This window comes from Nocardia sp. NPDC056564, assembly GCF_042793755.1.
GTDB lineage: Bacteria > Actinomycetota > Actinomycetes > Mycobacteriales > Mycobacteriaceae > Nocardia.
The window spans coordinates 124614-140640 of the sequence record NZ_JBHTUR010000016.1 but is presented as its reverse complement, the minus strand read 5'-3'; the positions used below and the strand labels follow the sequence as shown (position 1 = coordinate 140640).

At 67.0% G+C, this 16027-nt stretch carries 17 protein-coding genes; 9 read left to right on the top strand and 8 right to left on the bottom strand.

Features of this window, described 5'->3' with window-relative positions; translation table 11 throughout:
* Nucleotides 1–6 precede the first annotated feature (6 nt).
* Nucleotides 7–1197, bottom strand: coding sequence for an NAD(P)/FAD-dependent oxidoreductase (locus tag ACFQ9K_RS32440; RefSeq protein WP_378719028.1), 1191 nt, complete (start codon nucleotides 1195–1197; stop codon nucleotides 7–9).
* Nucleotides 1198–1322: 125 nt separating this feature from the next.
* Here ACFQ9K_RS32440 and ACFQ9K_RS32435 point away from each other — a divergent pair, with 125 nt between their 5' ends.
* The gene (locus ACFQ9K_RS32435) at nucleotides 1323–2213 is read left to right on the top strand and encodes a LysR family transcriptional regulator (protein ID WP_378719030.1); all 891 of its coding nucleotides are present in this window, start codon (nucleotides 1323–1325) and stop codon (nucleotides 2211–2213) included.
* Nucleotides 2214–2354: 141 nt separating this feature from the next.
* On the opposite strand, the gene ACFQ9K_RS32430 is transcribed toward ACFQ9K_RS32435, so the two are convergent.
* Nucleotides 2355–2831, bottom strand: coding sequence for a hypothetical protein (locus ACFQ9K_RS32430; protein ID WP_378719031.1), 477 nt, complete (start codon nucleotides 2829–2831; stop codon nucleotides 2355–2357).
* 194 nt (nucleotides 2832–3025) lie between these two features.
* On the opposite strand from ACFQ9K_RS32430, the gene ACFQ9K_RS32425 reads away from it, so the two are divergent.
* Nucleotides 3026–3235 (top strand): hypothetical protein, encoded by a 210-nt coding sequence (locus ACFQ9K_RS32425; RefSeq protein ID WP_378719032.1) that lies wholly within the window; start codon nucleotides 3026–3028, stop codon nucleotides 3233–3235.
* A gap of 155 nt (nucleotides 3236–3390) precedes the next feature.
* On the top strand, nucleotides 3391–4068 hold the full coding sequence (locus ACFQ9K_RS32420) for a VOC family protein (protein ID WP_378719033.1): 678 nt from the start codon (nucleotides 3391–3393) through the stop codon (nucleotides 4066–4068).
* A 49-nt stretch (nucleotides 4069–4117) separates the two neighbouring features.
* On the opposite strand, the gene ACFQ9K_RS32415 is transcribed toward ACFQ9K_RS32420, so the two are convergent.
* The 5 genes from ACFQ9K_RS32415 to ACFQ9K_RS32395 all read right to left on the bottom strand — a co-directional run bounded on the left by ACFQ9K_RS32415 (nucleotide 4118) and on the right by ACFQ9K_RS32395 (nucleotide 9397).
* Nucleotides 4118–5041 (bottom strand): NADP-dependent oxidoreductase, encoded by a 924-nt coding sequence (locus tag ACFQ9K_RS32415; protein ID WP_378719034.1) that lies wholly within the window; start codon nucleotides 5039–5041, stop codon nucleotides 4118–4120.
* A 113-nt stretch (nucleotides 5042–5154) separates the two neighbouring features.
* Complete coding sequence (locus ACFQ9K_RS32410) at nucleotides 5155–5541, bottom strand: MerR family transcriptional regulator (protein ID WP_378719036.1); 387 nt, start codon at nucleotides 5539–5541, stop codon at nucleotides 5155–5157.
* A gap of 30 nt (nucleotides 5542–5571) precedes the next feature.
* Entirely contained in the window at nucleotides 5572–6393 is an 822-nt protein-coding gene (locus ACFQ9K_RS32405; RefSeq protein ID WP_378719037.1) for a CPBP family intramembrane glutamic endopeptidase, read from the bottom strand.
* A gap of 170 nt (nucleotides 6394–6563) precedes the next feature.
* Nucleotides 6564–8465, bottom strand: coding sequence for a flagellar motor control protein ZomB (gene zomB, locus ACFQ9K_RS32400; RefSeq protein ID WP_378719085.1), 1902 nt, complete (start codon nucleotides 8463–8465; stop codon nucleotides 6564–6566).
* A gap of 353 nt (nucleotides 8466–8818) precedes the next feature.
* On the bottom strand, nucleotides 8819–9397 hold the full coding sequence (locus tag ACFQ9K_RS32395; RefSeq protein WP_378719039.1) for a hypothetical protein: 579 nt from the start codon (nucleotides 9395–9397) through the stop codon (nucleotides 8819–8821).
* 583 nt (nucleotides 9398–9980) lie between these two features.
* Between ACFQ9K_RS32395 and ACFQ9K_RS32390 the strand changes: the two genes are divergently transcribed.
* From ACFQ9K_RS32390 to sigJ, 4 genes are all read left to right on the top strand, one after another.
* Nucleotides 9981–10799, top strand: coding sequence for a class I SAM-dependent methyltransferase (locus ACFQ9K_RS32390; RefSeq protein WP_378719040.1), 819 nt, complete (start codon nucleotides 9981–9983; stop codon nucleotides 10797–10799).
* Between the two features lie 428 nt (nucleotides 10800–11227).
* Nucleotides 11228–11419, top strand: a complete 192-nt coding sequence (locus ACFQ9K_RS32385; protein ID WP_378719041.1) for a hypothetical protein — start codon at nucleotides 11228–11230, stop codon at nucleotides 11417–11419.
* A 302-nt stretch (nucleotides 11420–11721) separates the two neighbouring features.
* On the top strand, nucleotides 11722–12915 hold the full coding sequence (locus ACFQ9K_RS32380; protein ID WP_378719042.1) for an NAD(P)/FAD-dependent oxidoreductase: 1194 nt from the start codon (nucleotides 11722–11724) through the stop codon (nucleotides 12913–12915).
* Complete coding sequence (gene sigJ, locus ACFQ9K_RS32375) at nucleotides 12912–13832, top strand: RNA polymerase sigma factor SigJ (protein WP_378719043.1); 921 nt, start codon at nucleotides 12912–12914, stop codon at nucleotides 13830–13832. The genes ACFQ9K_RS32380 and sigJ overlap by 4 nt, the downstream gene beginning before the upstream one ends.
* Nucleotides 13833–14047: 215 nt before the next feature.
* On the opposite strand, the gene ACFQ9K_RS32370 is transcribed toward sigJ, so the two are convergent.
* Nucleotides 14048–14374: a DUF6193 family natural product biosynthesis protein gene (locus ACFQ9K_RS32370; protein WP_378719044.1), complete on the bottom strand. Its 327-nt coding sequence runs from the start codon at nucleotides 14372–14374 to the stop codon at nucleotides 14048–14050.
* Between ACFQ9K_RS32370 and ACFQ9K_RS32365 the strand changes: the two genes are divergently transcribed.
* Nucleotides 14356–14832: a hypothetical protein gene (locus ACFQ9K_RS32365; protein ID WP_378719045.1), complete on the top strand. Its 477-nt coding sequence runs from the start codon at nucleotides 14356–14358 to the stop codon at nucleotides 14830–14832. The two genes, ACFQ9K_RS32370 and ACFQ9K_RS32365, sit on opposite strands and share 19 nt — an antisense overlap.
* Before the next feature lie 263 nt (nucleotides 14833–15095).
* Entirely contained in the window at nucleotides 15096–15665 is a 570-nt protein-coding gene (locus tag ACFQ9K_RS32360; RefSeq protein WP_378719046.1) for a hypothetical protein, read from the top strand.
* The last annotated feature ends 362 nt before the right edge of the window (nucleotides 15666–16027 follow it).

Sequence of the window (16027 nt, the reverse complement as noted above, 5' to 3'; positions counted from 1 at the left end):
GCCGCGCTATGCGACCGGTACCGCGGTGTCGCCGCGCTGAGCCCGCAACCGCGCCGGGCGGTACTTGCCGTCCTTGAACCACCGATGGGAGCCAGGCTTTTTCGCCTCCACCGCCAGGTGCTTGATACCTGCCTGGCAAGCGATCTCCTTGAGCTTCTTGCCCAGCGCCCCGCCGAAAAACACCCGCATGGCGGTCTCATCCTTGTGGCCCAGCTGGTAGATCCCCGCGTCCCGGCCGAAGCTGAGGCACATCGCGGGGAATGCCAGGTCGACGGGCCGGGGCCGCTCCCCCGCGATCCGGGCCAGCAGTGTGTCGGCGGCGTGTGCGCCCAGGCAGTACGCGACGTAGGCGCTCATCCGGAACGGCAGATCCGACGGCGCCGAGCAGTCGCCCGCGGCGACGATACGTTCATCGTCGACACTGGTCAGCGTCTCGTCGGTGAGCAGGCGACCGGCGGCGTCGGCGCTCAGCCCGCTGCGCTCGGCGAGATCGGGCACTCCGAAGCCGGCCGTCCAGATCGTGAGGTCACTGGTCAGCATGCGGCCGTCTGCGAGTCGCACGGTGTCCCGCGTCACCTCGGTGACGGCGGCATCGGCGCCCTCGATGACGGTCACCCCCAGCCCAGCGAGATACTTGTGGGCCGTGCGCCGCGCCTTCGGGTGCAGGTAGGGAACGAGAGCATTCCCGCAGACCAGGGTGACCCTGCGGCCTCGCTCGGCCAGTTCGGCGGCGGTCTCGACGCCGGTCGGACCGCCGCCGATCACCGTCACCGCCGCCGTCATGGGCGTATCGAGGAGCGCCGACCGCAGCCGTTGCGCGGCCTCCAAAGTCGCTACCGGGTAGGCGAATTCGGCCGCACCCGGCACCGGCGGCGTGGGGACGCCGCTGCCCACGGCGTAGATCAGGTAGTCGTAGGCGATACTGCCGCCGCCGGCGAGCGCCACCGTCCGGGCGGCGGGGTCGATCCGGGTCACGCTGTCGACCACCAGCTCGACCTGCTCGGCCAGGATGTCCCGGTAATCCACGACCGCCTCGTGGGTCTCGCCCACCAACTGGTGCAACCGCAGCCGCGGGACGAAGGCCTGGCGGGGGTTGATCACGGTCACGCTGACATCGTCGCGCTGGGTCAGGCGATTGGCTGCCATGACACCGGCGTAGCCACCGCCGACCACGACGACTTCGTGCTTGTTGTTCATGCTGACTTTCCTTCGCTCGGTGCGGGTTTCGGGCACCGGATCCCGGTGCCGAACTAAGCCTCGCGGCGGGCCGGGGATTGATCAACGTAAGCTTCGTGCACTGATTGATAACCCTGGAGTTATGTGTGGAGCTACGCGATATCGAGATCTTCCTGACGCTGGCCGAGGAGTTGCACTTCGGCCGCACCGCCGAGCGCCTGCATATCTCCCAGGCCCGCGTCAGCCAGGCCATCCGCGCACAGGAACGCCGCATCGGCACGGCACTGTTCGAACGCACCAGTCGCCGCGTCCAGCTGACGGTGGTGGGTCGGCGCCTGCGCGAAGACCTACAGCAGGTCCACGATCTGCTCCAAGCCGCACTGGCCCGCGCCGAAGCGGCGGGGCTGAGCGCGGGCCAGACCCTGAAGATCGGGGTATTCGGGCACGCCGGACACGAAATGCGGCCGCTGATGGACGCGTTCCGCACCCGCTATCCCGGTAGCGACGTCACCTTCGGCGAGATCAACGGCGCCGACCCGTTCACCGCACTGCGCACCGGGGACCACGATGTGAACGTGCTGTGGTTGCCCGTCGTCGAACCCGATCTCACCGTCGGCCCCACCGTCTACACCGGCCGCCGCGTGCTGGCCGTCGCCGCCGATCATCCGCTGGCGCGACGCGGCTTCGCCTCCCTGGAAGACCTCGCCGACAACAGCGTCGTCGACTTCGGTCCCGATGCCCCCGAATACTGGGTTTCGGCCATGGTCCCCACCCGCACACCGCAGGGCCGGCGCATCCCCCGCGGGCCGATGGCCCGCACCTTCCACGAGATCATCTCCCTGGTCGCGTCCGGCCAGTGCGTCCACCCGCTGGGCGAGATCGCCGCCCGCTACAACAGCCCTCCTGGCCTCGTCTTCCTGCCCATGCCCGACGCCCCCGAACTGCAATGGGCGCTGACCTGGCGCTCCAGCTCCGACAGCCCCGCGATCCGAGCCCTGGCCCGCGTCGCCGCCGAATTCGGGCCGATCCAACTGTGAGACAACCGAAGTCGGCGACGCTGGGGTCCAGCTTCACCCGCTCATATAGCGGTTCGATGGGCGCGGACGGATCTTACGCGGGTTGAATCATGCGGCCGCCGAGTGGAATTCGTTGATGCGAGGCTCGATGGGAGCCGAGCACTAGGCGGTTCGAACCGGGGCGTCGTAGTAGCCAGGGGCGGCCAGCAGCACCGCACTGAAGTAGAACCCCTCCTCCTCGTCCGGGTCGTCGTCGGCCTCGAACGGACGCCAGAGGCTGAGCAGCAGGTCTGGGGCGACGAACGAGGCAGGATCGTCGTCCGCCGGTTCGATCGAAACGCGCTCCCCCAGCCGGTCGACCACCTCGCGCGCCGGCCGGGCGAAGACATCAATCCCCTGGAACCGCACGGTATCCGCATCGGTTTCGGGCCGGCCGAGCTCGACCGAGAGCAGGCGATCGTCACTGCACTCGATCCGGATCATCAAGCCGCTCGGCCGGACAATGTGCGGTCTGCTGCCGTCGGACTCGACTATGTCATCGGCGAGGCATAGCGATCGCAAGGCGGCAACCGCGTCCGCGCGCATCATCCCGACGTGCAGCGGGCCGACACCGCGAGGTGGATCGAGCTCGAATTCCATGCCCGGATCATCGCAGCCCACCGGCGAACCCCACACCCACCAGTTCCTCTGTCCCGCGCGGCACCGTCCCTCGGCCGCGGCCGACTCGTGCCGGTCGTGCTGCCACACCACGACTTCGACTCCGGCCTCGGGCTCGGGCTCACCAGAGCGTGCGGATATGCGCCGCCGATCAGGAGGTCGTGGACTGTGCCGAGGTGGTGATCATCGCCGTCCGCCGCGGCGACCGACACGTCCGCGGCCTCTTCCAAGCCGTGGGCCGCGCACTGGCCGATGAAACCCGTTCGCTGCGTCAACTTGCCTCCGACCACGAGACACCGAACGGAAGCAACCACCGTATCCGCACCACCTGGTTCGATTCCGCCAACGCCGCCGCGCTCGGCAAGACACTCGCCGAACTGAGCTAGATATCGCTCATGAACAAGGGGGCTCGTCGTGGACTCGGCCCGGCTGCCCTGCCGCATTCGCAACACCACCATGCCGCTGGACAACGACTCGAAACCCACTGCTGGGTAACGTGATAGAGCGACGACTTGCTCACTCGAATTGGAGGCCGGCAGCTGTGCTTCATCTGGACCACTTCGCGCTCGGGGTAAGCGATCTCGACGACGGCGTACGCAGGCTGGCCGAGCAGACCGGCTTCGGCAACTATGCAGGCGGGGTGTTCCCCGGTGGTGGCGTGCGCAACTGGATATTCCCGTTGGGCGCGGACACCTACCTGGAAGTGGAGAGCGCTGTCGAGGCGGCCACCGACCCCGCGTCGTCCTGGTTCAGGCGTGCTACCAGCGACGGCGCCGACCATTGGATGTTCTGGTGTCTGCGCGCAGACACCCGCGATGATCTGGAGCAGGTCGCTCGGCGGCTGGGCAGCGAGGTCCAGGTTGTTCCAGGACGGACGGAACCGGACGGCACGCAACGGGTGGTCACCAGCACGCCTGTCGGGCAGGTGGTTCGGCGGGCTCGGCAGCAGGGCCTGCCGAACTGGTACTACCGGGACGATCCAGACAAGAACCCCGCTCGCCGCGCCGTTGTCGGTGACCGAATCGCGGCCGGAGTGGCCTGGTTGGAGGTGGCTGGTGACCCCGACCTGTTCCGCAGCCACATCGGCACGGAGACATTCGACCACTTACCGCTGCGGTTCGTGCCCGGTGAACCGGGACTGCACGCGGTCGCTGTGCGTACCGGCGATGGCGAGGAGATCGTGATCCGGCGCAGCCCGGTTGGTCAGGACATGTTCTGACGGGGCCGAATCCGTCCAGTCGCGATATCCGACCGCTGTGATATTCGGATCAGGTCACCTCGATGACAACCTTCCCCGAAGCGTGACCGTTCTCGACGGCGGCCAGGGCGGCCGGGGCATCGGCGAGCGGATGGACCGCGGTGATCACCGATGCTAGGACTCCGTCGAGGGCCAGTTGGGCGGACCGCTCGAGGTTCTCGCGGTCGAGGCGACGTTCGACGAAACGTCCACCGAAATCGGACACCGACGCATCGCCCACGGCGACGACGTCGCGGGCGTTCCGGGCCAGCGCGGCGACCGTCCGCAGTGCGGTGCCTCCGACCAGGTCGACGATCCCGTCGACGCCGTCCGGGGCCAGCTCGCGTACCGCAACGACGACGTCGCCCGCGGTGTAGTCGACGAACCGCACCCCGATGGCCTCCGCGGGCTCCCGCTTGGCGGCGCTCCCGGTGCCGAGCACTCGCAGCTCGCGGGCGCGGGCCAGCCGGGCAACCACGCGGCCGACCCCGCCACCCACCCCGTTGACCAGGATCGTCGCACCGGCCGGAAGATCGAGCTGGTCGAGCACATCCACCGCGGTCGTCCCGGCCACCGGCAGCGTTGCCGCGACCGCCGCGGACAAACCCGCCGGAATGCGTGCCGTGTTGTCCGCGGCGAGCACCGTCGTCTCGGCGTAGGTGCCGCCACCGGTGAGTGCGAAACCGAAAACCGCGTCGCCGATCTCGAGCCCGGCGACGTCCGCGCCCAGCGCGAGCACGGTGCCCGCCGCCTCCATGCCAAGCACCCGCGGAAACGGACGGCCGCCGTCGAGTCCGGGGACCAGACCCGCGCGCAGCAGATAATCGAGGGGATTCACCCCGGCGACGTCGACCCGGATCAGTACCTCACCGCGCCCCGGATCGGGATCGGGGCGATCGAAGAACTCTTGCACCTCGGGCCCGCCGTATCTGCCGAAACCCCACGCCTGCCCCATTTTTCGCCTCTCGAGTGACCGGCCCGGGTGGTTCCGGGCACTGCGGCCATCCTCACCCCTCACATCCATGTCAGGGGCAACTGGATGAGAGGCAGGTCACAGCGCCTGGCCGGCTACGCGACCGCTTCCGAGGCGGTGGAAAGCTTCGTCCGATGCTGGACATTGGCTTCGATCAGCACGTCGAGCGCATTCCGCGTCTGGATCAGATGTGCGATGTCGGCGTCGATCCGGTCGCGCTCGCGCGTCATCGTCTCGAACGCCATCTCCACGGTGCCCTGGTCACCGGGTGACTCCACGCACGGCAGCACAGATGCGATCACCCGGCTGGACATCCCCGCGGCGAACAGCTGCCGGATCAGCGCCACGCGCTCGACCTCGGCGTCGGAATAGTGCCGCTGCCCGGCCTCGGAGCGCGAGCTCGTGAGCAGGCCCTGCTCCTCGTAGTACCGCAGTGAGCGCTGACTCACGCCTGTGCGCTTGGACAGCTCGCCGATCCGCATCCCCGAGAGCCTACGCCCGCGCACTCCAGGTCAGACCCCCATGCGCCGGTGGCGACGCGGGCGCGGATCGGGCGCCGCCCGGTTGCCCAGCGGACGGGCAACATACGCCAGGACTGCGGCCAGGGTCAGCAGCGCCCCGCCGAGAACAGGGACGATCGGCTTGCTGTAATCCGGTGTCACCACGGCGGTTACATTGAGCATGGAGTGAAACAGAATCGCGGCCAGGACTCCCCGACTGGTTCGGTTGTACAGCCAGACGATCAGTACTCGCGCGGCTACGGTCCCGACGAACCATCCGGAGATCCACCAGAACCCGTGCCCGACCTGGGCGAGCGGCACCAGATGCCAGACCGCCCAATAGATTCCGAGGGCAACACCCGCCCACACCTGGCCCCAACGCCGTTGCAGCGGATCGGTCGCGTAGCCAGTCCAGCCCAGTTCCTCGCAGGCCGCCGAGAACAACGTCGCGATCAGCACGAAAGGCAACGCCGCCAAGGCAATTGGGATACTCTCCCCCACCGCGTCCAACGCCCGGGCGATCCCGTAGGCAGCTGTTCCGGCGACTACGGGCACCCCTGCCGCCACGAGGTACCAAACCTTGCGTGGTGCGACCGACCAGTCGAACGCGCGCCGCAGCAGCGCCCAGACCGCCTTTTTGCCTTCGCCCCGGCGGACAAGGAACACCGCCGCGAGTACCGGCACCAGGAACATCGCCGCGCTGGCAGGCAATTCCAGCGCCCCCACCCGCACACTGTCCACGAAGGCGCCCAAGACGAAGAAGGGCAACGACATCGTGGTGACCAACGTCAGGTACAGCAGCGGACGCCGACCGAAAGCCACTTCACTACCCATCGCACCAGATTGCCCCATACGAAATCACACCGAACTTCCGGACGTCGCGGCAACATCCGCACATACCGCGTGGAACGGGCTCGCCGTGCCGCGGTGCCGGCGCATCGAGGTGCAGATCGAATGGCAGCCCTGGGTCAACTCGACTTTCACATCCTCCGTCAGCGATCCGGTCACCTCGGTACCTCGGAGTTGCCGCGGTCGATCACCCGGCATCGTTCGATCTCGAACTCCGGCACTCGGTCGATGCGATATTTGGCGTATCGCAGTGACTGGTGGATGTTGCGTTGAACGCGGTCGGCGGTGAGTGGGGCGCGGGTGGAGGCCAGCAAGTCCCGCGTTGCCGGGCAGTTCATGGCGGTTCGGATGCGGGTGACCCAGCCCTCGTCGATGAACCAGGGCAGCCCTGGATATTCGTTCACCATGCCCGCGTCCACGACCGCCCAGTCCGAGTCGAGGTTCTTGTCGTGGCCGATGCGGGCGTTCGGGAACCGGAACGTATGTGCGGCAAGCGGATACGACAGGCCCATCGGATCGAGGACCCGGACGTCGAGGGGCACGTTCATGCTGATCATGCCGAGGTTGATGAAGTACACGGTATGCCCGGCGCCACCGTTCGGGACGGGCGCCGGCAGCGGGACGAGCTGCCAGTTCCAGGACGGCGAATTGATGAGCAGGCCACCGTTCGGATTTCGGGCGAGATCGCCGATCATGGCGCGCATCCGCGGGTAGTCCAGGTAGTCCTCGGCGCGCAGCGGGTGCTCATGACCGGTGCTCTGCACGTAATAGAGACGCTCGTCCGCGATACCGGCCGCGCTGATCGAGCGGCCGTTGTCGAGGGCGGTGGCGTTCGCCGCCAGCAGCGCCCAGCCCGCGGTCACGGCCAACGCCGCTGCCCCGACCGGAACGGCGCGGCCGGTGCGCCGCGAATCCGCCCGCGCGGCCGGCAACTTCAGCGGCAGCACCATGACGGGCAGCAGCACGCAGAACAGCGGTGGCAGCAGCATGCGACCGTGCATGAAGTCGCCGCCGACCCGGATCTCGTAGACGGTCAGCAAGGCACCGCTGCACAGCATGAGGGCGACTACCGCGGCCGGCGTCCGCAGCCACTCGCGGAATCGGCGAAGACGTTCGCGCACATCCGGTTTCGTCTCGAATTCGGACAGCACAGCGGCCTGAACATCGTTTCGTCGGGATCGCACCGCCAGCACGGCCGCAACGCCCAGCACCAGCAGCGGCACCCACAGCCAGTACGGCCCAACCAGATTCCACAGATAGACCAGACCCTGGCGCCATTTCGCGCCGCCCGCGTCTTTGGCCACGGCTGTATTCGGATACGGCAGCGCGTAATAGCCCATGCGCCAGATTTGATAGGCCACCGGCACCAGCCCCGCCGTCGCCGCGATCAGCGCACGGAAGATCCACGGCCGCAACCGGATTCCCGGCTGTGGCGCGCCGCAGATCATGAGCAACGCCAGCGTGCCGACCAGCGTGAGCTCCGGCCGGATCAGCGGCGCCGAACCCGCGACGAAGGACAGACCGAGAATGCTTGCCAAGCCCGTCTTTTGGGCGCGACTCCACCGGATCAGCCCCCACCACAGCACCGCAATCCAGCAGATGACCAGGCTCGACTCCAGACCCGATGTGGCATAGTCGCGAGCCGGGGGCACCGCGATATAGACGAGCGCGCCTGCCGGAAGCAGCAATCGGACCCCACCACCCCACAGCCGGGCCGTGCCCAGCATCGCGAAAACGATGGCCGCCACCGACAGCGTCAACGCGATACCCAGCACCACGTACTCCAGCCGCGCCTGCGTCAGCCAGCTGAAGAACCAGATGAGGTAAGTCCAGGCGGTACTGGTATTGACCTCGACGCGCTCCCCCGCATTGAACACCGGGCCATTGCCCGCCAACAGGTTCCGCACCGTCCGCAACACAGTCAAGCCGTCGTCGGCGATCCAGCGCCGCTGCCAGCCACCGATCGCGAAAAGCGCAGCGGTGAACACCATTCCGCTGATGAAGACAGCGCGGGACCGTCGCCGCGTCGGCACAGCAACAAGTTCTTCGCCCACCACCAGGTCGGGCGAGATGGTCAGCGTCACCTATGCGAGCCGAACGCCACGACGCGCAGAACCGGCCGCAGGCGGCCGGATTCCGACCGATACCTCGCTCAGTAGGCGGCCGTCGGGCACGAGACCACCACGCTGTCCGGCCCGCTCGAAAAGGTAACTCACTGGATCCCCCTCATCTGGTACGGGCGAACCATACCGCGCGAACCGATGAGCGACGACCCAGCAATCTTGGGGTCTCCCCACCGACCGGCTCTACGTCGATGATCCCTCGCACGCAACCGCTTTCAGCCGGCCGCCGAACGAACGTCCGGCCGGCGACCCGTCGGCACGCGGTAGCCGAGCAACGCAGATTCGAGTCACAGCGGTGGCACGAGTTGCGTCAACTGCATCCGGTCGGCGTCGAAGTGCACCGTGATTTCCCGGCCGCGCGCATCGACGATGCGGATCGTCGTGTTTCCCGTGAAGGACACACTCTTCGGACATCGCTCACCCTCAGGCGCCGTCCACACCTCGGCTTGCCTGCCGAAGAGGCCGTCGCGCTCCCGCAGCCTGACGCCGCAGAGGGTGTCGATCACGGCATTCACGTTGTGCGTGACGACATCGTGACGACCGTCCGCACTGATCGCAACGGTCACGACCGCCCTGTCATCCGAACCGAAAGCCGCCCACGCCATCGTCAGCCCGAGGACAGGCACCAACTCCGAGGCCAGGACTGCGGCGGCCACGAACCAGACCCACGTGCGCCGCCAACCCTTCCTCGAGGAGAGAACAAGCAGCGCCGCCGTTGCGATCAGGCACACCAGCGGAACCCAACCGGGTACCACCTGGAGCCGATAGAAACGGTTCGAATGGTAGATCGCCAATACTGCCGTGGGGGCCGCCACCAACAGTGCGGCGACCGCGAGCAACCAGGCGATCAGCTGACGGCGCGGCACTCCACCCGTGGCCGTGCCTCCCTGCCTACCCGGCGCGGCAATTGTCTGCTTTACCAACGGCCGACCTAACTCGCGCAATCCATCTCCGGAACTCGCCCGCCAGCCTAGCGCCATCATCCGCCGGCCGGATCTCGTTGAGCTGTAATCTATTTCGCCCTCCGTCACCGGCCCGTCCGGAGAATGCCGCGACTCGCGCGACGTCGACCCGCTACCGGTGAGCACCGATTTCGGCGCGAACACGGTGATCGACTTAGTGGGCAACGGTCTTCAACACAGCAGAATGATCGCCCCCGAGCCCTTGGCCGGGGCGGTGACAGCGCGCGTGTGAATGCCGGATGTTCGTCCGCCTCGGTGCTGGTGGCGTCCCGGGGTGGTGGTGTGCGCGCGGTTGGGATGCGGGGGCTCACGGCCGTTTGGTGCGTCCCGGTGGGGAGGGATCTTGGCGGGCGGGTGTATTTGACGGTGGCGGTCCGGGCGCTTACGGCGCATTCTGGGAAGTGCGCGGGGCGGGTGAGCGGGGCGGCGTGCGGGGTTTCCGGCGGGCTAGGAGGGACGTATGGAGAGCGCGCCAAGCAGGACTGCGATGTTCGCGGCCGTGTCGCGTGGATTGTTTCGACTGGAGACGGCGGCGCCGTGGGTACTGGACGACGTGCTGGCCCTGGTGCTTGTCGGCCCGGTGTGGGAGCAGCTGCGAGATCGGTTCGATCCGCTGTTCCCCGACGCGGTCCGTCGCCAATCGCGCGCGGCGGTCTGCACCCGCAGCCGGTATGTCGAGGATCGATTGATTGCCGGCGCCTTCACGCAGTACGTGATTCTCGGCGCGGGGCTTGACTCGTTCGCGTGGCGGCGGCCGGATCTGCTCGGCTCGCTGACGGTGTTCGAGGTTGATCACCCCGCCTCCCATGCCTGGAAGCTCGACCGGGTCCGCGAGCTCGGTCTGCCGCTCAGCGACTCGCAGGTATTCGTGCCGACCGATTTCGAGGCCGAATCGGTTCGGGACACACTGGGCACGGCCGGGTTCGACTGGGCGCAGCCGACGATGTTCTGCTGGACGGGCGTCGCTCCCTATCTGACGGCACAGGCGATCGAGTCGACGTTGCGCACAATCGCGGCGGCTGCGCCCGGGTCCGAGGTGGTGTTCTCCTACCGGGCCGAGGATGCCGCACTAGATGACGCGAGCACGGAGTTCGCCCGGATCTACACGCCGATCGCGGCCTCGGTCGGCGAGCCTCTTCAGCCGGGCTGGCCGGTATCCGAGATCGAGCGGTTGGTCAGCCGCTGCGGGCTGAAGGTCATGGACCATCCCACCGGTGCAGACCTCCGGCAGCGCTACTTCGCCGACCGCACCGATGGCGTCCGGCCCTATACCTTCGAGACCCTGGTGACCGCACGAGTCACCTGAGCGAGCGCAGGTCACGTCCGGCAACCCCCACCCCTCCACGATCACTGACAAAGTCCGCCCCGACCGGTAGGGCGTTTGGTCGCTGCCGATTCCGGACGCCAATCGAACCAACGGATGCGTGTCTTGCGTCAACCCCTTGGCAGCATGTGAAGGCAAGTTAGGTTTCGGCAACGGCGAACGGTTTGGCTGGAGGTTACCGGGGGACCGGGTGTGTGGCGCTCGAGGTCGGCGTGTCGAGGAGTGGATGGGACCGGCGGACGCGGTGGGTCGACACGCCACCCGTGGTTGGTTCCATCCGCGAATAGTGCCGGTGACGAATGCTGGACGGCAACTACTGGTTTGGCAACCCGACCACCGATGATGAACACCCGGAGTTTCCAGGGGTTTGTTCGTCGCGGACGGGTCCATGAATCTGGAAGGGAGATCGAATGCGCAAGGTTCCGGGCACCACCGCCGCGCTGGCCGTCCTCGTCGCGGGGGGTGTCGTGCTGGCGGGCCCCGCCACCGCGATCGACGCCGTCGCAATCGCGAAGTGCTCCGAGAAGTCGAAAGACTACGACGCCTTCAAGAAATGCGTCCACGACGTGATCGAGTGGGAGAATGCCAATCGCCCTAACTAGGAGCGGGACAGAAGTATTTGGCGAGGTCGACTGTCGGGCGTCTGCCAGGATCGGTCTGGCAGACGTTCGGTCGTGACCTGGCGAGGGGATGACACAGTAGACGCGTGTCTTGCGTCAACCCGATGGCAGGCTGCGATGGTGAGTCCGTTGTGTCGGGCCGCCCCGGAGAACGCGCGGCAATGCCGACGTCCGCGCTTCGCGATCCGTCCTGGGTCGGGCCGCATGCGGATGCTCGCGCGGTGCGGGAAGGTGACGGGCGTCACTTGCTGTCAGATCTGCGGGGTGGCGGGTGTCTTGGGGGTATGACTGACATCAATTCCCGCACCAAAGTGGTCGTCATCGGCGGCGGTTACGCCGGCACCGTGGCGGCCAATCGGCTGCGCCTACGTCGCGATGTCGAGATCACGTTGGTCAACCCGCGTCCGGAGTTCGTCGAACGGATGCGACTGCACCAGTTCGCCGCCGGTACTCATGAGGCCGCGATCGGTTACGAGACGCTGCTCGGCGCGGGGGTGCGGTTGATCGTGGACCATGCCGTCCGTATCGATACCGCCGCGCGCACAGTGGAATTGGGTTCGGGCCGCACGCTCGGGTACGAGTATGTGGTCTACGCGGTCGGCAGCACCGCCGCGGTGCCCGCGTCGGTGCCCGGCGCGGCCGAGTTCGCTTATCCGATAGCCGAATACGAACACGCACAGCGGCTGCGCGCCGCCTTGGGGGAATTGCCCGCGCAGGCGCCGATCGTGGTCGTCGGGGGCGGGCTCACCGGCATCGAGACCGCCGCCGAACTCGTCGAGCAGGGTCGCACCGTCACGCTCGTAAGCGGCGGCAGCTTGGCCGGGAACTTCTCGAACCCGGCCCGGCGGTCGGTGGCGAAGTGGCTGGCGGACAACGGAGTCGAGGTGCGCGAGCAGGCGCGGGTGCGCGAGGTGCGACGCGACGGAGTCGTGTTGGCCGACGGCGATGTGCTGCCCAGCGCGCTCACGATCTGGACCGCCGGATTCGGGGTGCCCGAGCTGGCGGTGCGCAGTGGGCTGCGCACCGACGAACTGGGCCGGTTGCTGACCGACGAGACGTTGACCAGTATCGACGATGATCGCATCGTCGCCGCCGGGGACGCGGTCGCGCCCTCGGGCCGGCCGCTGCGGATGAGCTGTTATGCCGCACAGCCTTTGGGGGCGCAGGCGGCGGGCAACGTGCTGGCCCGCATCGCGGGGTCGCAACCCAGCGTGCTGGACGTGGCCTTCGCGGCGTGCACCTTGGGTTTGGGTAGCCGCGCAGGTGTGATGCAGTTCAGCCGTCGTGACGACACACCTGTACCGATGTACCTCGGCGGGCGGGTCGCCGGGCAGATCAAGGAGCGAGTGGGTCTCGCAGGGCCGATCGAGACCATCCGCAAGGAGGCCCGCAAGCCCGGCGCGATCCCCACCTTCCTTGGCCTGGGCAAACGCAAAGATTTGCGGGCAGCCGAGCCACAGGGAATCGTGGCGCCGTGACTTCCCTCGACGAGCACACCGAGCGTTTCGTGCACCTGCGACCGCTGCTGTTCACCATCGCCTACGAAATCCTCGGCTCGGCAACCGAAGCCGACGACGTGCTACAGGACAGCTATCTGCGCTGGCGACGGGTGGACCTGACCACCGTGCGTGACACCAAATCCTATCTGGCCCAACTGGTCACCCGCCAGGCGCTGAATGTGTTGCGGGCCAGCGCAAGTCGCCGCGAGGAATACGTCGGCCCGTGGTTGCCCGAGCCGCTACTGCTCGCCGACGGCGACGCCTCGAGCGATGTGGTACTCACCGAGTCGGTCTCGATGGGGATGCTGGTGGTGCTGGAATCGCTCACTCCGCTCGAGCGGGCGGTCTTCGTGCTGCGCGAGGTATTCGGCTTCGACTACGACGAAATCGCCTCCGCGACAGGCCAATCCGTCGACGCCGCGCATCAGACGGCACGCCGCGCCCGCAACCACGTGCAGGCCCGGCGCAAGCGCTACGCCCCCGTGGACACCGCCCGGACCGCCGCGGTCACCGAACGCTTCATCACCGCCGCGACCACCGGGGACATGGAGGGCTTGCTGTCGCTGCTCGCACCCGAGATCACCTGGACCACCGACAGCGGTGGCAAGGTGACCGCGCTGCCGGAACTGGTCATGGCCGGCGCCGACCGGGTGGGCACGATTCTCATGGCGGTCTTCCGATACGCGCAGCGGCGACCCCAGGTACGAATCGAGACGGTGAACTGCAACAGCCAACCAGCACTCGCCTGCTACGTTGACGACAAACTCGAAGCCCTGCTCGTCTTCGACATCGCCGACGACAAGATCATCAACGGCTACGGCATCCGCAACCCCGACAAACTGGCCGCCCTCGACATCCCACGCGCAATCAGCCGCACCGAAACACCCACCCCATAACCCCACCCGCACATGGCCGCTTATCGAGCGAACCGCCCAGTGGAGGTCGGTCGGCCAGCGACGTGAGACCAACCCGGAAACGGCCAGGTCAGCCAGCTGGCGGTCCGCCATGACTTTCAGGACCCTACATGGCGCTGTAGGGTCTCAAAGTCGTGGTCAAATCTCAGAATTGGCCACTCGATGGCCAATTGGCCATCGTTCTGAGACGAACCTAACTACACGTCCGGTTGGGGCGGACGGCTATGGAGCTCCTCGTGCGACGGCACGCCGAGGCGGTCCATCTCGGCCAGGCACACCCGGACCGCCTCAGCGGCGTCGTACGTGATGTCGGGTTCCACGCGCCGATCCGCAACGACCGTGAACCGTCCGTCGCCAGCCGACCGCACCCACGGTCCGGGCACCCGGTACTCGTCCGCGGTCGGCCGAAACGACATCCACCACATCGACGTGAACGGGTACATCCGCCGCAACCGCGGCTCCCGCATCGCTGCCTCGATGAACTCGCCCAGGCCGTGCTGCCCGTATGCGCGGACATCTGCCACGCGAACTCGATTCGATCGCCACTGTCGTACGCGTCGGCGATGTCGACGAAGTCGGCGAACGGCCACGCAGCGGCCAGCTCCCGCGCGGTGGCGCCGCCGAGCCAGGCCGCAGCAGATCCGGTGACCTCCGCCAGCTCGGTCGTAGCGAGCCAGCTCAGATACGTCGCCCGCAGCTTGTGCCGCACGCGGAACAGGCGTTCGCCTACAAGCGGTATGACGTACACGGCGCGATCGCGCTTGCTGACCGTGGCCACGAAGCCGCCGAAGGCGCCTGGAGCGTCGTTCATATCGATATCGCAGTCGGGACACGCGGCCTGAAGTACGGCCCTGAGGCCACCTGCGTCGACCAGGTCCTAGTACGGCGATTCCCCCATGCCGTCCAAGTTACCCGTGCCGCCGCCAGCATCCACCCACAAAGCCAGACCAAGCTCCGGACTGAGGAAATGCCATCGAATTGAGATGGGAGTAGCTCGTTTTCAGTGCCTGCTGATCAGGCCGTGAGGCTCGGCCGAACACACCCTCATGCCGATGAGCAGATGTTGGTGTCGTCCGACGCTGACCTCCGATAAGTGAACGATGCAGCGAATCCCGACTCCAGCCCGGCTGAGCATCACCGAAGTGCCAGGCTCGCCGTCCCATCCGCCGCTGCCGAGTGGAACGAATACCCGGCCGTACGGTGATTTCGCTCCGTGCTCTACGACATAGAGGGAGTTGACTGCTCGTGCGCAAGATCGTCGTGATGTCTGCCGTCCTGGCCGCGTGTGCGGCGGGTGCGGTGCTTGCTGGGCCCGCCTCGGCAGCTGATCTCGTTCCGAAAGGTCCGTTCGTATTCACACCAGCCCTCTACAAGGGCAACACCGGGGCCTGCATCAGGGAATTGGTGCCTTACGAGGGCGAACCGTCCGGCCGGCTGGCCGGGGATGGCGGTTGTAACAGCGAAGGAGACAAGTGGACCGCTCAGAAGCTCGATGACGGCAGTCTCGCCTTCCGCAACGTCGAACTGGGCGACTGCCTGCAATGGAAAGAAGAGAAGAAGACCGAGTCGTCAGAAAACGGAGATACGCATACGGGACCCGGAAGTCCGATCAGCCGGTATGTTGCGGGTGATTGCAAGACCGCTGCCCATCTGACAGTAGAAGCCGCGCCGAAAGGCGCGCCCAAGGGCGCGGTCGTGATCAAAGATGGTGACTTCCTACTGAGCGGCACACAGGGCACCCCCGTCCTTGACCGGGTGCCGTTGTCCTACGCCGACGCCCTGGGCTACCAGTGGTTTATCAAACCCGCGCCCTGACCGAGGTGCCGCGGGCAAACGAGGCGCCGTAGATCTTCACGCTGACGTCGGGTCGATCAACAATTAGAGGGTTCCGCCCCTGGTGAACAGATGCTTACTACCGCAGGGCGGACGGAGTTCGATGCTGGTCAACATCCCCGCATGTCCGCTCCCCGCGCTGGCCGTTCGGCCAGCGCGGGTCACCGGAAGCTCAACGGGTCGAGATCAACCAATGCACCCCGGCGACAACTGACCGACGCGCTGTAATGCCTGCGGGCTCAGGCGGTCCCGAGTCCGCGTCCCCGCTACTGGCCTCTGATCGACAGCGTGGCTTTGGCCTGTTCAGCTGAGGATGCCGCGTTCCATGCGGTAGTGACGGCGGC

Bases quoted from the DNA above. Each gene is read 5' to 3' on its own strand.
- ACFQ9K_RS32440 (WP_378719028.1), bottom strand. From the start codon at position 1,197: ATGAACAACAAGCACGAAGTCGTCGTGGTCGGCGGTGGCTACGCCGGT.
- ACFQ9K_RS32430 (WP_378719031.1), bottom strand. From the start codon at position 2,831: ATGGAATTCGAGCTCGATCCACCTCGCGGTGTCGGCCCGCTGCACGTC.
- ACFQ9K_RS32415 (WP_378719034.1), bottom strand. From the start codon at position 5,041: ATGGGGCAGGCGTGGGGTTTCGGCAGATACGGCGGGCCCGAGGTGCAA.
- ACFQ9K_RS32410 (WP_378719036.1), bottom strand. From the start codon at position 5,541: ATGCGGATCGGCGAGCTGTCCAAGCGCACAGGCGTGAGTCAGCGCTCA.
- ACFQ9K_RS32405 (WP_378719037.1), bottom strand. From the start codon at position 6,393: ATGGGTAGTGAAGTGGCTTTCGGTCGGCGTCCGCTGCTGTACCTGACG.
- ACFQ9K_RS32390 (WP_378719040.1), top strand. From the start codon at position 9,981: ATGTTCGCGGCCGTGTCGCGTGGATTGTTTCGACTGGAGACGGCGGCG.
- ACFQ9K_RS32385 (WP_378719041.1), top strand. From the start codon at position 11,228: ATGCGCAAGGTTCCGGGCACCACCGCCGCGCTGGCCGTCCTCGTCGCG.
- ACFQ9K_RS32380 (WP_378719042.1), top strand. From the start codon at position 11,722: ATGACTGACATCAATTCCCGCACCAAAGTGGTCGTCATCGGCGGCGGT.
- ACFQ9K_RS32365 (WP_378719045.1), top strand. From the start codon at position 14,356: ATGCGCGGACATCTGCCACGCGAACTCGATTCGATCGCCACTGTCGTA.